Origin of the sequence: Streptomyces sp. cmx-18-6 (genome assembly GCF_046548915.1) — a bacterium.
In the GTDB taxonomy this organism is placed as follows: domain Bacteria; phylum Actinomycetota; class Actinomycetes; order Streptomycetales; family Streptomycetaceae; genus Streptomyces.
The window spans coordinates 434,489-452,254 of the sequence record NZ_JAEBEP010000001.1 but is presented as its reverse complement, the minus strand read 5'-3'; the positions used below and the strand labels follow the sequence as shown (position 1 = coordinate 452,254).

The following is a 17,766-nucleotide window of genomic DNA, read 5'->3' as shown; positions in this document are numbered from 1 at the left end:
CACGGAAACCCCCTTCCAGGGACGCTTTTTGACGGTTTGTCAGGGAAGTTGGACGGGAAATCAGCGTTGTTCACCCACGATCCCTCGACAAGTAAAACGAATGACCTTTATGTTATCGATGTACTCCAGAATCGTACTGGGGTACGACAAGTCAGCGGTTAGGGGAGAACTGTCTTGCTGTCGATACTTGAGGACGACTGCTCATCCACACCGGTCGCCACCGTGCTCCAGGAGCAGACCCATAAGACCGATCCGGTCTCGGTGCTGCTGAAGTCCTGGCGCCGCAGAGGAAAGGACGCCTTCACGATCCACGCCCGGTGGCCCGCCGGCCATGGGTTCTACGCGCCCCGTCACGGAACGCACGACCCTTTACTGTGGTGCGAGACGGTGCGGCAGGTCCTGCCGTTCCTGTCGCACGCCGCCTACCGCGTCCCGATGGGCCATCAACTGCTGTGGCGGGACTTCACCTGGGAGCTGCGGGCCGAGAGCCTGGGGGCCGACAGCGCGCCCGCCGCCGTGGACCTGCACGTCACCTGCGAGGACGTGAAGTACCGCAAGGACCGGGCCTCCGCGCTGACCCTGTCCGTCGAGGCCGAACGCGACGGACGGCTCCTGGGCCGGGCCCGGACCGGCTTCACGATCCAGGACCGGGCCGTCTACGAGCGCCTGCGCGGCCCTTACGCCGGTGTGCTGAGCAGCGACCTCCACGACCGGCCCCTGCCGGCCCCCGCCGACCCGGCCCATGTCGGGCGCGGCGACGTCAAGGACGTGGTGCTCTCGCCCACCGGCGCTCCCCGCACCTGGGAGCTGCGGGCGGACACCACACACCCGTACTTCTTCGACCACGCCGTCGACCATGCGCCCGGGATGCTGCTGCTGGAGGCGGCGCGCCAGGCGGCCTGCGCCACCGCGCACCCCGCGCCCGTGGTCGTCCTGGGCATGGACACCGCGTTCGCCCGGTACGCCGAGTTCGACGCGCCCTGCCGACTGGTGGCCGACCCCCTGCCGACCGACGCCTCCGGGCGGCGGCGCGTGATGGTGACGGCCCAACAGCACGCCCGCCCGGTCGCGTCCACCACCGTGACCCTCGCCGAGGCCCCCGTACTCCGGCCCGCGGGCTGAGCGAGGGCGGACACGCGGCTTGGTCCGGTCCGCTCGTCGACCCGAACGCGTTGACGCGCGACAGGGCCCCCGGCAGCTCGGATGTCATCGACATCCTGAGCTGCCGGGGGCCCTGTCGCCTTGTGCCGATGGGTGGTTGAGATCCGGTGCCGGTGTCACACGGTCTGGGTGGTGTGGGATCGGCTGGTGGTCTCCTGGGTGTTCTGCGGGGTGTGGGTGGTCTTGGGGGTGGTCTTGGGTCGGTCGCTGAGCTTGAGCCAGATGACGCCGCCGATGATGAGGGTGAGCCAGAGGGTTTTGGTGAGGGTGAGGGTTTCGTCGAAGAAGAGGGGGCCGAGGAGTGCTGCGCCGACTGCTCCGATGCCGGCCCATACGGCGTATCCGATGCTGACTTCGATGGTGCGCAGTGCGGCGCTGAGTGAGTAGAGGGTGAGGAGGAAGAAGAGGACGGCGATGATGGACCAGGTGGGGATGGTGAAGCCTTGGCTGCCGCCTACGGCGAGGGCGTAGACGATTTCGAATGCGCCGGCGAGCAGGAGCATGAGCCAGGAGCGGGCGGCGGTGGGGGTGTTGGTCTCGGCGGCGGCGGCGGCGGTGGTGGCGGTGGTGGGGGTGGTGGAAGTCATGTGCGTGGGTCCTTTTCGGAGAGTTCGGAGAGTTTTTTTGGGGCGGGGCGGGGGGTTTCGGGGTGGTGCGGGTGTGGTGTGGGGGTGCTCAGGCTGCGCCGCTGAGCTGGAGGCCGACGACTCCGGCGATGACGATGGTGATGCCGAGGGCCTTGCGCCAGTCGAGGCGTTGTCCGAAGAGGAGGGCTCCGAGGATGGTGATGCCGACTCCGGCGACGGAGGTCCAGAGGGCGTAGCCGACGCCGACGTCGAAGGTGAGGAGGGCCTTGCTGAGGAAGAAGGTGGCGATGGCGCCGCTGATCAGTGTTAGGGCGGTCCACTTGCGGTTCTTGAAGCCTTCGGCCTTGCCGGCGGCGATGGCGACGGCGATCTCGAAGATGACGGCGACGGCGAGGTGCAACCAGTGCATGAGAGGTCCTCTTGTTCTGTGACGGATTGGTCTGTGACGGATGGTGCTCGCGGGGCTCGGGGCGGTGCCAGACACGAAGATTGTTGCTTGTACGTGCAAACATATCTGACAACTTCCCTCCTGGGGAGGGGGTGGTTCGGGGAAAAGATTGCATGGTCATGTATCTAGTTGTCAAACGGGACGGTGAGGTGGCGAGGGGGCTCCGTGCCGGGCCCCGGTCGGGTTTGTCGTCCGCCCCGGTCGCGGCTCGCGGGCGGCGATTAACATAGCGACAATTCTTTTCCTCGGGGAGGCATTCGTGTGGGAAACGCAGGAGCCACGGCGCATGCAGGCACGTGCGGCGCGAACGCGGGAGGTGCTTCTGCGCGCTGCCGCAGAGGTGTTCGACGAGGTCGGATACCCGGGGGCGAGCATCTCCAAGGTCGGTGAGCGCGCCGGGGTGACGGCAGGGGCCATCTACTTCCACTTCCGGTCGAAGGAGGGACTGGCCCGCGCGGTCATCCAGGAGCAGGCCGCCGACCTGGAGTTTCCGGTCAGCGAAACGGGACTTCAGCAACTCCTGGACGTGACCATGTATCTGGCGGAGCAGATGCGGCACAACACCCTGCTGCGGGCAGGGGTGCGCCTCGCGGTGGAGGAGAATGAGGTCGGGCTGCGGGACTATGCGATCTACGAGTGGTGGGCGGACCGCTTCGCCCGGGAGTTGGCGACCGCACGGGGCAAGGGGCAGTTGCTGCCGTCCGTCGACGAGGAGGCGTGTGCGTCGCTGCTGGTGGCCGCCTTCACCGGTACGCAGATCATGTCGCAGATCGCCAACGGCCGGGCCGACCTCACGACGCGGATCGCGAGCATGTGGCGATGCCTCCTGCCCGCGCTGGCCCCTCCTGACGTCATCGAACGATTGACCGTTCCCGCGCCCTGAGGTCCGTGCCGACCGGGGGCCGCCGGGGCCGTTTGTGGCAGGTCAGGGAGGGCGGGGTGATGGCGGTGTCGAGAGCGAAGCTGTCCGGTCGACTGTGTGCTCGGTCAAGCATGTGCTTGCCGAAGGTTACGGCCCGGGTCGTGACGGACGGCGGCTGTCGATGACGTACAGCAACGCTTGATCAAGCAAAGAAAAACCCCGGACGCAGCGAGTGCGTCCGGGGTGTGCGCTCTCATGGCCGTCTCGCGGCGGCCGCCGGTGTGGCCGGGTCAGCTGTGACCGGCGCCGCGAAGGGCCTGCACGGTCGGGCCGAGCTCCGGGTCGGCGGTGAAGGCGTTCAGCGAGGAGGAGAGCACCTCCGCGTAGGTGGCGCGGGCGGCCTGGTAGCGCCGGCGGCCTTCGTCGGTGATGACCGCGTAGACGCCCCGCTTGTCGGCCGGGCAGAGGTCCTTGTAGGCGAACCCGGCCTTTTCGAGCCGCCCCACCAGGCGGGTCACGGTCGATTGGCCGAGGCCCACCCGGTCGGCCAGGTCCTGCATGCGCAACTCGCTCGTCGAGGAGTGGTCGAGGTGTTCCAGGGAGCGGAACTCGGAGAGGCCGAGCCCGTGGCGGCGCTGCATGGCCTGGGTGAGCTCGCGCTCCACGTGTGCGTGGAGCGCGAGTACGCGGTTCCAGACGGCCTGGTCGGAGGTGCGCGAGGGCGCGAGGGGTGTAGTTGCCATGAGCGCGTCCTTAAAGGGGCTGAGGTTTGACAGCAGGATACATGCTCATGCAAGCTACTGGCCTTCCCTGCTTATTCCCCTGCGACCTGCTTGAGCAGTCTATGGTTGCACGTACAAGCAAACACTCTGGAGGTTTCGTGCCTACGAACTCGATCGACAGCCTCGATCACCTCGCCGGCCATATCGAAGAAGCGGTCAGGATCTGTCGCGAACATGTGGCCGAGGGAGGCGTCCCCTTCTCCGGGATCGTCGTCCGCGACGGCCGGATCCTGGGCACCGGCTTCAACCGGGTCCATGAGGACGGCGACCCCACCGCCCACGCCGAAGTCGTCGCCCTGCGCGCCGCCGCGCGCAAGGCGGGCCGCTTCGGCACCGCCGGCTCCACGCTGATCGCCTCGGGCGAACCCTGTGTCCTGTGTTATCTGGCCGCCCTCTACTTCGACGTCGAGCACATCGTGTTCGCGGCCGACCGGAAGACCGCCGGCGCCTACGGCTTCGACTACGGCAGCTCGTACTCCATCTTCTCCACCGACCCCACCACCTGGCCCCTCAAGGTGACCCACGCCCCGATCGACGGGCACGAGGCGCCGTTCCAGGATTTCCTGACCCGCCGGAAGGGTGCGATCCGATGAACGACCGCGCGACGAGCGACCGTGCGACGAGCGATCCCGTGAGGATCAGGGTCTGGTCCGACTATGTCTGCCCCTTCTGCATGCTGGCCGAAGGGCCCCTCGAAGAAGCGGTCAAGGATCTCGGCGTCGACGTCGAGATCGAGTGGATGCCGTTCGAGCTGCGCGCCCACCCGCAGCCCACCCTCCGCCCGGAGGACTCCTACCTGCCCGCCATCTGGGAGCGCGCCGTCTACCCGATGGCCCGCCGGCTGGGCGTCGACATCACCCTGCCCACCGTCTCCCCGCAGCCCTACACCCATCTGGCGTTCGAGGGCTACCAGTACGCGGCCGAGCGCGGCCGGGGCGCGGACTACACCCACCGCATGTTCCGGGCCTTCTTCCAGGAGGACCAGGACCTCGGTCGGATCGACGTCCTGACCACGCTCGCCGGTGAACTGGGCCTGGACGAGGACGAGTTCCGTACCGCCCTGGAGAGTCGCGCCTATCGTGCCAAGCACCAGGACGCCCTGCGCGAGGCCGCGGCCCACCAGGTGCGGGTCGCTCCGACCATCCTCGTCGGGGACACCCGCATCGAAGGCGTCCCGCGCGTGGCCGAGCTGCGCAAGGCGATCCTGGACGCGCATGCCCGGCAGGGCGACACCGACGACATCCAGGGCGCCGCCTGCGGCATCGACGGCTGCTGAGAAGACCGCTGCCGAGGAGGCGGTCCCGCACCCGGTGGACGGTGGGCGGTGGACGGTCAGGTGAAGCTCTTGACCGCTTCGTCCCAGACACGTCAGACAGGCCAGACAGGTCAGGCAGGTCAGACAGGTCAAGCGATCAGGCGGTGTAGCCGCCGTCGACCGCCAGCGAGGTCCCGGTGATCCACTGCGCGTCCGGGCCGGCGAGGAAGGCCACCGCCTTCGCGGTGTCGGCCCCGGCCCCCAGCACCTTCGCGGCAGTCCTCAGCCGCTCCTCCTCCGCCTCGTCCGTGCCGTCCGGGTTCATGTCGGTGACCGTGGGGCCGGGGTCCACGATGTTCGCGGTGATCCCCAGGGGGGCCACATCGTGGGCCAGGCCCTTGGTGAAGCCGATCAGCGCCGACTTGCTCATGGCGTACAGCGTCACGTTCGGCACCGGTACGCGGTTGGCCCAGCAGCTCCCGATGCTGATGACCCGGCCGCCGTGCCCCATATGGGGAACGGCGGCCTGGGAGGCGAGGAAGACGGCCCGCACATGGACGGCGAGCGTGCGGTCGATCTCGGCCAGTGTCACGTCCCCGATCGGGCCGTAGGGGAAGACCCCGGCGTTGTTCACCAGGATGTCGAGGCGGCCGAACGCGGCCGCCGCCAGTTCCACGGACCGGACGACGGCCTCCGGATCCGCGCTGTCGGCCTGGACGGCCACGGCCTTGCGGCCCAACGCCTCGATCGACGCCACGACTTCGCCGGCCCTGTCGGCGGCGCTCACATAGGTCAGCGCCACGTCCGCGCCCTCCTCGGCCAGCCGGAGCGCGGTCGCGGCTCCGATCCCGCGGCTCCCTCCGGTCACCAGCGCCACCTTGCCCGCAAGCTGAGACATTCCGGGTCCCCATCCCTGTTGAGCTATTTTTAGGTCGTACGATCTACAAATACTAAACAGGCAGGATGGGCCGAGGGCAACCCCCGTCCGGAGGAGGCAGACATGGCCGAAAGAGGCCGGCCGCGCGCGTTCGACCGCACAGCGGCGCTGCGGTGCGCGATGGAGACGTTCTGGGAGTACGGGTACGAGGGCACGAAGCTCACCGACCTGACCGCCGCCATGAACATCAACTCCGCCAGCCTGTACAACGCCTTCGGCTCGAAAGAGCGGTTGTTCCGCGAAGCCGTTGCGCTCTACGGCAGCACCACCGGCTCGGCCACCCACCGCGCCCTGCGCGACGCCCCGACCGCCCGGGCCGCCGTCGAGGCCGCGCTGCGCGGGAACATCGACAACTTCGCCGATCCGCACACCCCCAGCGGCTGCATGATCGTCCTGTCGGCCACCGCCTGCTCCGACCAGAACAGGGAAGTCGTCGAGCATCTGGCCCGGTGCCGCCGGGACTCGATCGCGGAGCTGGAGGAGCGACTCGAACGAGCCGTAGCGGAGGGGGAGTTGCCCCCGGGGACGGACACCCGTTCCATCGCCGCCTTCTACGCGACGGTCCTGCACGGGCTGTCGATCGAGGCGCGCGACGGCGTACCCCTGGACCGGCTCCGTTCCGCCGTGGACCACGCCGTCGCCCTCTGGGACACCCTGGTGGCGCAGCCGGCTGCGTAATCGGAACCGGACGACAGCGTCGTACGCACCCTGACCCGCCCGCCCGCCCGCCCGTCCGCCTGCTTGCCTGCCCGCCCGCTTGCCCGTCTGCCTGCCAGGGGCGGACCCAGCCCCGCCACGCACCGCCTGGCCGGCTGACTACCATCCTCTGTGACCGAAACGACCAAGCCGCCCGTACGCCGCCGCCCCCGGATATTCGCCGACCTCACCCCCCTGCGGGCCTCACCCGACTACCGGCGGCTGTGGTTCGGGAACACCGTCTCCTGGATCGGGCAGGGCATGACGGCCCTCGCCGTCTCGCTCCAGGTCTACGACATCACCGGGTCCGCGTTCTCCGTGGGCCTCATCGGGTTCTGCTCGTTCGTGCCGCTCGTCGTCTTCGGGCTGTACGGCGGAGCCGTCGCCGACACCGTCGACCGGCGCAAGCTCGGCCTGTTCAGCGCGGCGGGATCGTTCTCCCTGGCCGTCGTCCTGATGGCCGCCACCTTCGCGGGGATCGAGAACGTCGGCCTGCTGTACGCGATCGTCGCCCTCCAGTCCGTCTGCTTCGCGCTCAACGCACCGGCCCGCTCCTCGATGGTCGCCCGGCTGCTGCCGCCCGAACAGCTGCCCGCCGCCAACGCGTTGAGCTCCATGACCAGTACGACGGGCGCACTCGTCGGCCCGATGCTGGGCGGGCTGATCGTCGGCTGGTGGGGGTACCGCGCCGCGTACACCGTCGACGCCGTCACCTTCACCGCCTCCCTGTACGCGATGTGGCGGCTGCCCTCGATGCTGCCCGACCGGCAGGAGCCGCAGCAGCAGGGGCAGGGGCAGGGGCCGAAGCGGGAGGGCGAGGGCCGGAAACGGGCCTCCGTCCGGGACGGCCTGCGCTTCCTCGGGACCCGGCCCAACCTCCGGATGACCTTCCTCACCGACCTGTGCGCCATGGTGCTCGCCCACCCCCGGGCGCTCTTCCCGGTGGTCGCCGTCCTCTGGTACGGAGGTGACGCCCGCACCACCGGACTGCTCGTCGCCGCACCGGCGTTCGGGGCGCTGCTCGGCGGGGTGTTCTCCGGCTGGCTCGGGCGCATCCGGCGCCACGGCCTCGCCGTACTGCTGGCCGTGGGCAGTTGGGGGGTCGCCATCGCCGTCTTCGGGCTCACCCGGCACTTCTGGCTGGGGCTGCTGTTCCTCGCGCTCGCCGGGTGCGCCGACACCGTGTCCATGGTCTTCCGCAACACCATGCTCCAGGCGGCCGTCCCCGACGACATGCGCGGCCGGCTCCAGGGCGTCTTCATCGTCGTCGTCGCGGGAGGCCCCCGCCTCGGCGACTTCCTGGCGGGCTCGGTGGCCGACCTCACCTCACCCGCCGTGGCCGTCGTCGGCGGCGGCGTCGCGTGCGTGGTCGCGGTGTCCCTGCTCGCCCTGAAGTGGCGCGGCTTCGCCCGCTACGACGCCCGGGACCCGCAGCCGTGAGCGGCTGTACGCGACGGACGCCCGGGACCCGCAGCCGTGGGCGGCTGTACGCCGACACCTGGGGGCCAGCCGTGAACGCCCCTACTCGACTGCTAGCCCGCCCGACTGCTCGCCCGCCCGACTACTCGACGATCGAGCGGGCGAACCCCAGCTCCAGCAGGTCCTGCGGGCGCAGCCGCAGTTGGTCGGCGGTGGAGCCCGTCTCCTCCGGGGGCCGCTTGAGGATGGCCGCCGCCAGTTCCGGGGCGATCACGGAGAAGTAACTGTCCGCCGTGACATGGGTGTTGCCCGGTGCCGCGAGCGCCAGCGCGCCGCCCGAGCCGCCCTCGCCGATCACCAGCGTCGTCACCGGGACCCGGGCCGCCGCGATCGCCGCGAAGGTGTCCGCGATGGCCGCGCCCGCGCCCGTGCGTTCCGCCTCGGCGTCGTTGGCGGCCCCCGGGGTGTCGACCAGGGTGAGGACGGGCACGCCCAGCCGGTCCGCGAGCCGGATCGTCCGGGCCGCCGCACGGTACCCGGCCGGCCGGGTCGCGGTCCCGCACTGGGCGACGTACGCGACCGGCCGCCCGTCCGCGCGCAGCCCGAAGCCGGTCAGCAGCCCCGGGTCGCTGCCGCCGCACCGGTCGCCGTGGAGAGGGAGCCGTACGTCGAAGTAGTCGGCCAGGTACGCCTCCGCGCGCGGTCGCCCCGCCGCCCGGGCCCGCTCCACCGCCTCCCGGCCGGTCCCGGGCAGGGAGCGGCGGCCGGCCGACAACGCGCGCGGCACCGGAGCCGCAGCCACCTCCCGCGCCCCGGCCTCAGCCCCAGCCGCCTCACGCGCCCCTACTCCCGGCCCCCCGGGCGGCCCAGGTTCCCCATGCCGCCCCAGCGCCCGCAGCCACAACCCCACCGTCTGCGGCAGCTCCCCGACCGGGACCACCGCGTCGACCTGGCCCGCCGCGAACTGCCCCTCGGCGCTGTACGCGTACGGGTCCGCGTCCGGCGGTCGCACCCGGGACCCGGCGAAGCCGACCTGCGCGCCCGGCAGGGCCAGCACCACATCCGCACCCGCCCCCACGGTGGCCCAGCCGCCGCCGGTCGTGGGGTCGCGGACCACGGCGATCTGCGGGAGCCCCGCCGCGCGCAGCCGGGTGGAGGCGGCCGCGACCCGCTGGAGCTGGGTGAGCGCGACCATGCCCTCCTGCATCCGGCTGCCGCCCGTGGCGACGAGCGAGATCAGGGGGAGCCGGCGGGCCAGCGCGAGTGCGTACGCGGCCTCCAGCCGGTCGCCGGTGCGCTGCCCCAACGAGCCGCCCAGGAAACCGAATTCGAAGGCGAGCAGGACGCACTCCCGGTCGCCGACGACCCCGGCCCCGTACACGACGGACTCGTCCTCGCCGGTCCGCGTCCCGGCCCGCTCGCGCGCCGCGTCGTACCCCGCCCAGCCCAGCGGGCCGTCCGGGGGCAGGGCGCGCGGCGGCGGGCGGTGCTCGGTGAAGCCCGCCGGTCCGGTGAGCAGAGCGATCGTCTCGCGCGCCGTCATCCGGACGTGCGAGTCACCCGTTGGGGAGTTGACCGCCGGGGAGTCGCCCGCAGGGGAGTCGCCCAACGGGGAGGGGTCGGACGCTGGAAAGTCAGACATGGAGCGACCTCTTTATGATCTTGCCCAGGTCGTTGCGGGGCAGGGCGTCCAGGTAGTGCACCGTGCGCGGGCGCTTGTGCGGGGCCAGTTGGTACGCCACATGATCCGCCAACTCCTCGACGGAGGGTGGAGAGGCGGGGTCGGCCGCGACCACCCACGCCACGACCCGCTCGCCGAGGTCCGGGTCCGCCTCGCCGGTCACGGCCGCCTCCCGGACGCCGGGGTGGGCGAGGAGCACGTTCTCGATCTCGCCCGCGCCGATCTTGTAGCCGCCGCTCTTGATCAGGTCGGTGGCCTTGCGCCCGACGATGGTCACGTATCCGTCGTCGTCCACCGTGCCGACGTCGCCCGTACGGAACCAGCCGTCCGCCGTGTGCGCGGCGGCCGTGGCGTCGGGCCGGTTCAGATAGCCGGTGAACAGGTTCGGGCCGCGCACCTGGATCTCCCCGATCGCCTCCGGCCCCTCCAGCACCGTGCCGTCCTCCTCCACGAGGCGCAGCTCCACCCCGGCGAGGGGCGGGCCGACCGTGCCGGGGCGGGATGCGCCGTCCGCCCGGATCCCCGTGTTCATCAGGGTCTCCGTCATGCCGTACCGCTCGATCACGCGCCGCCCGGTCGCCGCCGCGATGCGTTCGTGGTCGTGCACGGGCAGCGCCGCCGAACCGGAGACCAGCAGCCGGGCCCCCGCCAGCGCCCCGGCCAGCGCGTCCCGCCCGGAGCCGCCCGCCGACCCGTCCTGCCCGGCCCCGCCCGCCGAACGGTCCAGCACCTCGGCCAGCCGGTGGTACATCGTCGGCACGCCGAACAGCATCGTGCCCCCGGACCCCAGCTCACGGGCCACGCCCTCGGGCGAGAACTTCCCCAGGTGGCGCAGGGAACCGCCGCGCCGCAGCGGGCCGAGTACGCCGAGGACCAGCCCGTGCACATGGAACAGCGGCAGCGCGTGGACCAGGACGTCGTCGCCGGTCCACCCCCAGGCGTCCTCCAGCGCGTCCAGGGACGCGGCGACGGCCCGGCGGGGCAGGACGGCACCCTTGGGCGGGCCGGTGGTGCCGGAGGTGTAGACGATCAGGGCGGGGGATTCGGGTGCCAGGGCGAGGAATTCGGATGCCAGGGCGGGGAATTCAGGGATCAAGGAGGGGGACTTGGGGACCAGGGCGGGGGACTCGGGGTCCGCCTCGCCCGCCGCGTAGCCGTCGCCGTCCGTACGCTCGACCGCCCGCGCGTCCACCGTCACCCGCCGCAGCTTCTCCAGCGCCGGGGGCAGTTCGTCGTCCGGGCCCGCCAGTACGGCGGTGGGCTCGCTGTCGGCCAGGATGTGCGCCAACTCGCTTTGTCCTGTACGGGGGTTGAGCGGCACGGCCGGAACCCCGGCCCGCAGTGCCGCCACCACCGCGATCACCGTCTCCGGCGTCGGGGTCGCCCAGACGGCGACCCGGCCCGCGTCCGCGATCCGGGCGGCGAGGGCGGTGGATGCCTCGGCCAGCCGGCCGTAGGTCAGGGACAGGTCACCGAAGCGGACGGCCTCCCGGGAGGCTGCCGGGCCGGTGGGGGACTGGAGCGCGGGAAGAAGGAGGGTCACGCCGGAAGCCTAGGGCGTCGACGCGGACCTCGCCGGGGGCCCGAGAGCGATGAGGGCAGCGTCACCATGGGTCGGCTCCCGAGGGGCCCCGCTTCCTGGCCACGGCCCCCGGACCGCCGCCCCCCGGGGGACTCGCCCCCCGGACCGCCGTCCCCCGGGACTCCCGCCCGGACCGCCGCCCCCCGGGACCCCCGCCCGAACCGCCCCCCGGCGGACCGCCCCCGGACCGTCGCCCTCTAGCCGTCGCGCTGGAGGGTCCGCATCCGCCCGTACGCGTACACGCATCCCGCCAGCGCCAGGTCGGACAGGAGCATGAAGCCGATCGCGTACGAGTCCTTGGCGCTGTAGATCGCCCCCATCACCAGCGGCGGCACGAACCCGCCGAGCCCGCCCATCGCGCCGACGATGCCCGTCACACTGCCCACCTTGGCCTGCGGGGTCACCTGCGAGACCAGGGCGAAGACGCTTCCGCTCGCCGTGCCGAGCCCGGCCGCCATGGCCAGCAGCGCGATCGTGCCGATGGGGTCCAGCGGCGGTTCGAATGCCTGGACGACCGCCATCAGGGCCGCCGCCAGCAGCGCCCCGGAAGTCACCAGCGCCGGGTGGATCCGGTCCGAGAGCCAGCCGCCGATCGGCCGGAAGACGACCGTGACCAGCGCGAACCCGGCCGCCTTGGTGCCCGCCTCGGTCGGCGACATCTCGTACCAGATCTTCAGGTACGTCGGCAGATAGACCCCGAACGCCACGATCCCGCCGAAGCCGATCGCGTACAGCGCCGACAGCTCCCACGTCACCCGCAGCCTCCCGGCCTCGCCCAGCCGGTGCACCAGGGTGTCTGTGGGCACCTTCCGGTCGGGCCGGTCGCTGACCAGGACGGCGGCCAGCAGCGCGTACACCAGCAGGGCCCCCGCGACCACGAGGAAGGGGAGGTTGTCGCCGTGCTTCGCGATGCGCGGGGTGAAGTAGCCCGACAGCGCGACCCCGCCCATGCCCATGCCGAACACGCCCAGCGCGAACCCCCGTTTGGCGGGCGGGAACCACGAGTTGACCAGCGGGACGCCGATCGCGAACGTGGTCCCGCCGAGCCCCAGCAGGAAGCCGACCGCGATCATCGCCCCGTACGAGTTCTTCGCCGGGATCAGCAGCAGCACCGGCACGATCGTCAGCGCCGACACCACGGGGAACATCAGCTTCGCCCCGTACTTGTCGGTCAGCGCGCCCACCGGGATACGGCCCAGCGACCCGACGAGCACCGGCACGGCCACCAGGAACGACTGCTGGAACGAGCTGAGCCCGAGCCGGTCCTTGTAGTCCCCGGACATCGGCGCGATCAGGTTCCACGCCCAGAAGGTGAGCGCGAAGCCGATCGTCGCCATGACGAGATTGCGGTACGCGGCCGGGGACGGCCCGGCCGCCGGGGCGGGGGCGTCGGGGGGCTCGGGGGACTGCTTCACGGCTGTATCCACAGAGCAAGTCAAGGACGCGGGGCCCCGCACGGCCCGCCGGACTGCTCCATGCGGGGGCGGGGGCGGCGCGGCGGCCGTGAGGTGGCTGCGCGGGGGCTGGGCAAGGGCCGTGCGGCGGCCAGGCCGGGGCGGTGGCTCGGCCAGGCCGGGGCGGTGGCTCCGGAGGCGGGCTCCCCTCAGCCGATATCGACACAAGCTGGGACAATCGCGGTATGGACCGGCTGGACAGGGAAATCCTCGGCATCCTCCAGGAGGACGCGCGGATCTCGTACCGGGATCTGGGCCTGCGCGTGGGGCTCAGCGCCAACGCGGCGGGCGACCGGGTGCGCCGTATGCGCCGCGACGGGGTCATTCGCGGCTTCACCGTCATCGTCGACCCGGCCGCCGACACCCGTTCGGGCCTGGTCGTCTTCATCGATGTGACCCTGCGCCTCGACACGACGAACGAGGAGTTCGAGCGCTCGGTGCTGATGCTGCCCGGAATCACCGAGGTGGTGCACGTGACGGGCGGTCACGACTACCTGATCCGCGCGGCGGCGGCCGACCCGGCGGCGCTGGACGCGCTGCTGCGGCGGCTCAAACGGGAGGCGGGCGTCGCCCACTCCACCACCCGGATCGCGCTGCGGGCTGCCCCGAAGCGCTGAGGCCGGCATACGCCTCCTGATTCACGGCGGTCGTAACGCTGGGGCGGGCATGCACCCCCTGGTTCACAGCGGCCGTAGCGCTGAGGCGGGCATGCACACCTGGTTCACAGCGGCCATAGCGCTGAGGCCGGTATGCGCCCCGGTTCACAGCTGCCGTAGCGCTGAGGCCGGCACGCGCCCCCCGGTTCACAGCGGCCGTCCCCCGGCCCGCTACGGCCACCTGGCCCGCTACGGCCGGTTCTCAGCTCACAGCGGCGCTTCCACGGTCACCGGTCACAGCGGCCCTTCCCAGGTCACCGGCGTCGACGCCGTCCCGTCCTCCGCGCGCCCGTCGTCGGCCACCACCAGCCGTACCGCGCTCCGCCCGTCCGGCAGCCGTACCGTCGCGTCGACCGCCACCTCGATGGCCGAGACGCCGGACCTGCGGTGTGCGGCGGCCAGCGCCCCGCGCAGCGCCGCCAGCAGCTCCCGGCCCGCGTCCTCGCCCACCAGCGCGTCCACCGCTCCGGTGAAGTGCACGGACGGCGGGAACCCGAGCACCGCCGACGCCCCGCCGGTCTCCCGCAGCACCCGGCCGCGAAAGGTGCTCGGGGCCTCGGCGGGCGGCTGCTGGAGGGCGAAGATCGCGGTGCGGACCTCCTGGATGGTGGAGTCCAGCTCGTCCACGGCCCGGCCCAGCAGCTCGTCCGCTCCCTCCCGGCCCCCGGCACCGCCCCCGCCGCTGTCCGCATCGGCGTCCCCGCCCCTGGCCCCCTCGCCCTCGCCCGTGGCCCGGCGGCGCGTCGACTCCAGCATCATCTCCGTCGCGAAGAGCCGCTGGACCACCAGATCGTGCAGGTCACGGGCGATCCGGTCGCGGTCCTCGTACACCGCGAGCTGCTCCCGGTCCGCCTGCGCGTCCGCCAGCACCAGCGCCAGCGCCGCCTGCGAGGCGAACTGGGTGGCCAGCAACCGGTCCACGGCCGTGTACGGAGGTTCGCCGCGCCGCCGGGGCAGGGCGAGGGTGCCGATGAGCCGGCCGCCGCTCTGCAACGGCAGCATCATGCTGGGCCCGAACCGCGACCGTACGTCGGTGGTCATCCGGGGATCGGTGGCGGAGTCGTCGATGAACACCGGTTCGCCGCCGAGCAGTTGGACCAGCACGGGGGAGCCGGGCGCGATGGTCGTGCCGACGATGCCGGCCGGGTCGTCCAGCGTGGAGGCGGTGACGATCTCCATCCCGCCCTGCTCGGTCGGCTGGAGGATCACCCCGGCCGAGGCTCCGGCGAGCACCCTGGCCCGTTCGGCCACGGTCCTCAGGGCGTCGGCCGCGTCGGTGCCGGTCAGCAGGGCCGTGGTGACCGCCGCCGCCCCCTCGATCCAGCGCTCGCGCTGCCGGGCGCTCTCGTAGAGCCGGGCGTTGCCGATCGCGATGCCCGCCTGGGCGGCCAGGACGTGCAGCAGGGCCCGGTCCGTGTCGGAGAAGGGGCCTGAACTCTTCTCCGCCAGACAGAGGTGGCCGAAGAGTTCGGTGTGCACCTGGATGGGGGCGGTGAGGAAGGCCGGTGCGGGTGCCCCGCCGGCCGCCCGGCCGCCGCCCTCCGGCGGAAGCCCGTCCTGCGGGAGTCCTTCCTGTCGAAGCCCCTCCCGCGGAAGCCCGTCCTGCCGAAGCCCGTCCTGCGGGAGCCCCTCCTCCCGAACCCCCGCGCGGCGCTCCGGGAGGAGGTCGTCGACGCGCTGCCGCTCCGCCTCGGTCATCCCGGTGGTGTAGAGCGCCTCGGTCCGGTCCTGGTCGGGCTCCAGCACGGCGAGCGCCCCGCAACGGGCCCCGGTGAGGGCGGTCGCGGTGTCCACGATCTGCTGCAGGGTGGCCCGGAGCCCGAGGTCGCTGCCGATGCTGAGGACGGCCTCCAGGAGGAGCGGCAGCCGGCCGGCGGCGGTCAAGGCGCCCTAACCCGCCAGCGGGTTGAGGACCATCGGCTGGATCTTGCCGTCCAGCATCGCGCCGAGGCCGAGCACCGAGCACACGTCGGGCCGCTCCGCGATGTGCACCGGCATGCCGGTCGCGTCCCGGAGCATCTGGTCGAGCCCCGGCAGCAGCGCCGTACCGCCCACCATCATGATCCCGCAGTCCGCGAGGTCGGCCACCAGATCGGGCGGGCACTCGCGCAGCACCTTGCCCACGCCGTCGAGCACGGCGGTGAGCGGGGTGTGGATGGCCTGGCGTACGGCGGCGGTGTCGACCTGCACCGAGCGGGCGAGGCCGGTGGCCACGTCACGGCCGTGGATCTCGGTGAGCGCGGGCCCGGTGAGCTGGAGGCCGTTGCCGTGCAGCGCCAGTTGCAGCGGGCGCACGGACTGGCTCGGGAGCATCAGCTCATGGTGCTGGCGCAGGTGCTGGATGACCGCCTCGTCGATCGCGTTGCCGCCCACCGGGATGCGGACGGCGGTCACGATCGAGCCGAGCGAGAGCACCGCGATCTGGGTGGTGGCCGCACCGCACGCCATGATCATGGTGGCGGTCGGCTGCTCGACCGGCAGCCCGCAGCCCACGGCCGCCGCGATCAGGGTGTCCACCAGCTCGACCCGCCGCGCGCCGAGCCCGACGAGGGTCTCCACGGTGGCGCGCTGGGCCAGCGGATCGGCCTCGTGCGGGGTGCAGGCGGCGGCGCGCAGCCGGGGCTTGCGGCGCAGTTGGCGGCGGAGCTTGTCGCCGAGGAGGTGGCGCAGCATCCGCTGGGCCATCTCGATGTCGACGACGGTGCCGCCGGACACCGGGCGGACCACGCGGATGTACTCGGGGGTGCGGCCGGTCATCTGCTCGGCGAGCACGCCGACCGCGATGAGCGATCCGGTACGGGTGTTGACTGCGGCGACGCTCGGTTCGTCGACGACGAGCCCGAGCCCCTTGACGTACACACGGGTCCTCGCGGCCCCGAGATCGACGGCGATGTGGCAACGCTGCAACTGCTCAAGGCTGACGGTCACGGCAGGTTCTCCCGAGAGCGCGGATGGGGTACCGGCGGCAGCCGGCCTCTCATCGCATCGTCGCGTCCCCCGCCGGGTCGCGCGCGCTGGGATGCGCCGTAAGAGGGGGCAGAAGCTGACGGACCGCCAGCTCCCCCAGGGGCTCAGCCGGGCAGGAGCCGCTGGAACAGCCCCCAGGTGAACTCGGCGACGTGACGCTCCCCGGTCGCCGGGTCGGTGAGGGCCAGCGCCCACCGGGTCGGCGCGCTGCCCTCCATCGGCCGCGCCGGAGGAAAGGCGCGGGCCACCTCGTCCACGGTGCACGACCAGGGACGCAGAGCGGTTACGGAGGTGAGCTCGGGGCCCGCCGTCCCTGGGGCGCGCACCAGCCACTCGTTCCACACGGCCCCGCCCGGCGCGGCCGTCACCTCGAAGCGGAGGTCCGGCCAGAGCGGCACCGGCCACAGCAGCGCATCGCACTCCAGGTCGCCCACGCGGCGCTTCAGCGTCAGCTCCGGCTCACCGAGGACCGAGCGGTAGCGCCGCAGGGAACCCCGCCCCCGGGGCGCGCGGACCATGGCCTGCCAGCGGCGGTTGGCCTCCCGCAGGTCCGCGAGCGAGGCGCTCAGCTCGTGGCGCGCGTCCTCGGCCAGGTCCGGCTGGTGGTCGGCCATCCGGCGGAGCAGGACGAGCTGGAACTCGCGGGGCCCGAAGGGGGCGGGAGCGGTCATGCCGCCCATCCTCCCGCAGGCCGCACGCACCCGACGCCGCGCGACCGCCCTTCGGCCGAGGGGCGACGGGTGACAGCCGGAGGGTGACGGGTGACAGCCGACGGCCGACGGGGACGGGTGACAGCCGAAGGGTGACGACGGCAGTTTGACGACAGGCCCTAGCCCAGCATCCGCCGCAGCAGGTCCCGCAGCACGGTTCGCTCCGCCTCGGACAGCTCGGCCAGCGGCTCCCGGGCGAAGGTCAGCGAGTCCCGCAGCTCCCGGGCCGTGGCCGCGCCCGACTCCGTCGCGGCGGCCAGCTTGACGCGGCGGTCGGCCGGGTCCGGGCGGCGCTCGACCAGGCCGCGGGTCTCCAGGCGGTCGACGATGCCGGTCACGTTCGACGGCTCGCACTTCAGCTTGACGGCGATCTTCCGCATCGGCGTGGGCTCCAGCGCGAGCAGGCCGAGGACCCGCGCCTGCGCCCCGGTGAGGGAGTGCTCGGCGGCGGCACGGTCGTACTCCTCGTGGTAGCGCGCCACGACGGCGCCGATGAGCTCGACGACCTCAAGGGTCAGGGGGTCTGTGCGGGTGGCCATGGCAACCAGCGTACCGATTTACTTGACAAT

The 17,766-nt window shown here is 72.2% G+C and carries 18 protein-coding genes; 7 read left to right on the top strand and 11 right to left on the bottom strand.

Features of this window, described 5'->3' with window-relative positions; genetic code table 11:
• Positions 1–174 precede the first annotated feature (174 nt).
• Positions 175–1,122, top strand: a complete 948-nt coding sequence (locus tag ACLJPL_RS02060; RefSeq protein ID WP_411078894.1) for a ScbA/BarX family gamma-butyrolactone biosynthesis protein — start codon at positions 175–177, stop codon at positions 1,120–1,122.
• A 155-nt stretch (positions 1,123–1,277) separates the two neighbouring features.
• On the opposite strand, the gene ACLJPL_RS02055 is transcribed toward ACLJPL_RS02060, so the two are convergent.
• Both ACLJPL_RS02055 and ACLJPL_RS02050 read right to left on the bottom strand, forming a co-directional pair.
• Entirely contained in the window at positions 1,278–1,664 is a 387-nt protein-coding gene (locus tag ACLJPL_RS02055; protein WP_411079441.1) for a DMT family transporter, read from the bottom strand.
• Between the two features lie 172 nt (positions 1,665–1,836).
• The gene (locus ACLJPL_RS02050; RefSeq protein ID WP_411078893.1) at positions 1,837–2,157 is read right to left on the bottom strand and encodes a DMT family transporter; all 321 of its coding nucleotides are present in this window, start codon (positions 2,155–2,157) and stop codon (positions 1,837–1,839) included.
• Between the two features lie 325 nt (positions 2,158–2,482).
• On the opposite strand from ACLJPL_RS02050, the gene ACLJPL_RS02045 reads away from it, so the two are divergent.
• Entirely contained in the window at positions 2,483–3,079 is a 597-nt protein-coding gene (locus ACLJPL_RS02045) for a ScbR family autoregulator-binding transcription factor (protein ID WP_411078892.1), read from the top strand.
• A gap of 269 nt (positions 3,080–3,348) precedes the next feature.
• Here ACLJPL_RS02045 and ACLJPL_RS02040 read toward each other — a convergent pair whose 3' ends face one another.
• Complete coding sequence (locus tag ACLJPL_RS02040; protein ID WP_411078891.1) at positions 3,349–3,801, bottom strand: MarR family winged helix-turn-helix transcriptional regulator; 453 nt, start codon at positions 3,799–3,801, stop codon at positions 3,349–3,351.
• A gap of 137 nt (positions 3,802–3,938) precedes the next feature.
• On the opposite strand from ACLJPL_RS02040, the gene ACLJPL_RS02035 reads away from it, so the two are divergent.
• Entirely contained in the window at positions 3,939–4,433 is a 495-nt protein-coding gene (locus ACLJPL_RS02035; protein ID WP_411078890.1) for a nucleoside deaminase, read from the top strand.
• Positions 4,430–5,116: a DsbA family protein gene (locus ACLJPL_RS02030; RefSeq protein WP_411078889.1), complete on the top strand. Its 687-nt coding sequence runs from the start codon at positions 4,430–4,432 to the stop codon at positions 5,114–5,116. Before ACLJPL_RS02035 ends, ACLJPL_RS02030 begins: the two co-directional genes overlap by 4 nt.
• 136 nt (positions 5,117–5,252) lie before the next feature.
• Here ACLJPL_RS02030 and ACLJPL_RS02025 read toward each other — a convergent pair whose 3' ends face one another.
• The gene (locus ACLJPL_RS02025; protein WP_411078888.1) at positions 5,253–5,993 is read right to left on the bottom strand and encodes an SDR family NAD(P)-dependent oxidoreductase; all 741 of its coding nucleotides are present in this window, start codon (positions 5,991–5,993) and stop codon (positions 5,253–5,255) included.
• 102 nt (positions 5,994–6,095) lie between these two features.
• Between ACLJPL_RS02025 and ACLJPL_RS02020 the strand changes: the two genes are divergently transcribed.
• Together ACLJPL_RS02020 and ACLJPL_RS02015 are read left to right on the top strand one after the other, a co-directional pair.
• Positions 6,096–6,710 (top strand): TetR/AcrR family transcriptional regulator, encoded by a 615-nt coding sequence (locus ACLJPL_RS02020; RefSeq protein WP_411078887.1) that lies wholly within the window; start codon positions 6,096–6,098, stop codon positions 6,708–6,710.
• 150 nt (positions 6,711–6,860) lie between these two features.
• Positions 6,861–8,168, top strand: coding sequence for an MFS transporter (locus ACLJPL_RS02015; protein WP_411078886.1), 1,308 nt, complete (start codon positions 6,861–6,863; stop codon positions 8,166–8,168).
• A gap of 121 nt (positions 8,169–8,289) precedes the next feature.
• Here the strand turns inward: ACLJPL_RS02015 and ACLJPL_RS02010 are convergent, their stop codons facing one another.
• The 3 genes from ACLJPL_RS02010 to ACLJPL_RS02000 form a co-directional block, all read right to left on the bottom strand.
• Complete coding sequence (locus ACLJPL_RS02010; RefSeq protein WP_411079440.1) at positions 8,290–9,690, bottom strand: carboxyl transferase domain-containing protein; 1,401 nt, start codon at positions 9,688–9,690, stop codon at positions 8,290–8,292.
• Positions 9,691–9,781: 91 nt separating this feature from the next.
• Positions 9,782–11,371 carry an acyl-CoA synthetase gene (locus tag ACLJPL_RS02005; protein WP_411078885.1) on the bottom strand — a complete coding sequence of 530 codons (1,590 nt, stop codon included), beginning with the start codon at positions 11,369–11,371 and terminating at the stop codon, positions 9,782–9,784.
• Between the two features lie 236 nt (positions 11,372–11,607).
• Entirely contained in the window at positions 11,608–12,837 is a 1,230-nt protein-coding gene (locus ACLJPL_RS02000) for an MFS transporter (protein ID WP_411078884.1), read from the bottom strand.
• 212 nt (positions 12,838–13,049) lie between these two features.
• Here ACLJPL_RS02000 and ACLJPL_RS01995 point away from each other — a divergent pair, with 212 nt between their 5' ends.
• Positions 13,050–13,481, top strand: coding sequence for an Lrp/AsnC family transcriptional regulator (locus ACLJPL_RS01995; protein ID WP_411078883.1), 432 nt, complete (start codon positions 13,050–13,052; stop codon positions 13,479–13,481).
• Positions 13,482–13,754: 273 nt separating this feature from the next.
• On the opposite strand, the gene ACLJPL_RS01990 is transcribed toward ACLJPL_RS01995, so the two are convergent.
• From ACLJPL_RS01990 to ACLJPL_RS01975, 4 genes are all read right to left on the bottom strand, one after another.
• Entirely contained in the window at positions 13,755–15,404 is a 1,650-nt protein-coding gene (locus tag ACLJPL_RS01990; RefSeq protein WP_411078882.1) for a GAF domain-containing protein, read from the bottom strand.
• Between the two features lie 6 nt (positions 15,405–15,410).
• Positions 15,411–16,448: a rod shape-determining protein gene (locus tag ACLJPL_RS01985; RefSeq protein ID WP_411078881.1), complete on the bottom strand. Its 1,038-nt coding sequence runs from the start codon at positions 16,446–16,448 to the stop codon at positions 15,411–15,413.
• Positions 16,449–16,591: 143 nt separating this feature from the next.
• Positions 16,592–17,158 (bottom strand): hypothetical protein, encoded by a 567-nt coding sequence (locus tag ACLJPL_RS01980; protein WP_411078880.1) that lies wholly within the window; start codon positions 17,156–17,158, stop codon positions 16,592–16,594.
• A gap of 158 nt (positions 17,159–17,316) precedes the next feature.
• Positions 17,317–17,736 carry a MarR family winged helix-turn-helix transcriptional regulator gene (locus tag ACLJPL_RS01975; RefSeq protein WP_411078879.1) on the bottom strand — a complete coding sequence of 140 codons (420 nt, stop codon included), beginning with the start codon at positions 17,734–17,736 and terminating at the stop codon, positions 17,317–17,319.
• Between the last annotated feature and the right edge of the window lie 30 nt (positions 17,737–17,766).

Excerpts from the sequence above, each read along its gene's own strand:
- ACLJPL_RS02055 (WP_411079441.1), bottom strand. The coding sequence starts at position 1,664 with ATGCTCCTGCTCGCCGGCGCATTCGAAATCGTCTACGCCCTCGCCGTA.
- ACLJPL_RS02050 (WP_411078893.1), bottom strand. The coding sequence starts at position 2,157 with ATGCACTGGTTGCACCTCGCCGTCGCCGTCATCTTCGAGATCGCCGTC.
- ACLJPL_RS02045 (WP_411078892.1), top strand. The coding sequence starts at position 2,483 with ATGCAGGCACGTGCGGCGCGAACGCGGGAGGTGCTTCTGCGCGCTGCC.
- ACLJPL_RS02040 (WP_411078891.1), bottom strand. The coding sequence starts at position 3,801 with ATGGCAACTACACCCCTCGCGCCCTCGCGCACCTCCGACCAGGCCGTC.
- ACLJPL_RS02030 (WP_411078889.1), top strand. The coding sequence starts at position 4,430 with ATGAACGACCGCGCGACGAGCGACCGTGCGACGAGCGATCCCGTGAGG.
- ACLJPL_RS02025 (WP_411078888.1), bottom strand. The coding sequence starts at position 5,993 with ATGTCTCAGCTTGCGGGCAAGGTGGCGCTGGTGACCGGAGGGAGCCGC.
- ACLJPL_RS02020 (WP_411078887.1), top strand. The coding sequence starts at position 6,096 with ATGGCCGAAAGAGGCCGGCCGCGCGCGTTCGACCGCACAGCGGCGCTG.
- ACLJPL_RS02010 (WP_411079440.1), bottom strand. The coding sequence starts at position 9,690 with ATGACGGCGCGCGAGACGATCGCTCTGCTCACCGGACCGGCGGGCTTC.
- ACLJPL_RS01995 (WP_411078883.1), top strand. The coding sequence starts at position 13,050 with ATGGACCGGCTGGACAGGGAAATCCTCGGCATCCTCCAGGAGGACGCG.
- ACLJPL_RS01980 (WP_411078880.1), bottom strand. The coding sequence starts at position 17,158 with ATGACCGCTCCCGCCCCCTTCGGGCCCCGCGAGTTCCAGCTCGTCCTG.
- ACLJPL_RS01975 (WP_411078879.1), bottom strand. The coding sequence starts at position 17,736 with ATGGCCACCCGCACAGACCCCCTGACCCTTGAGGTCGTCGAGCTCATC.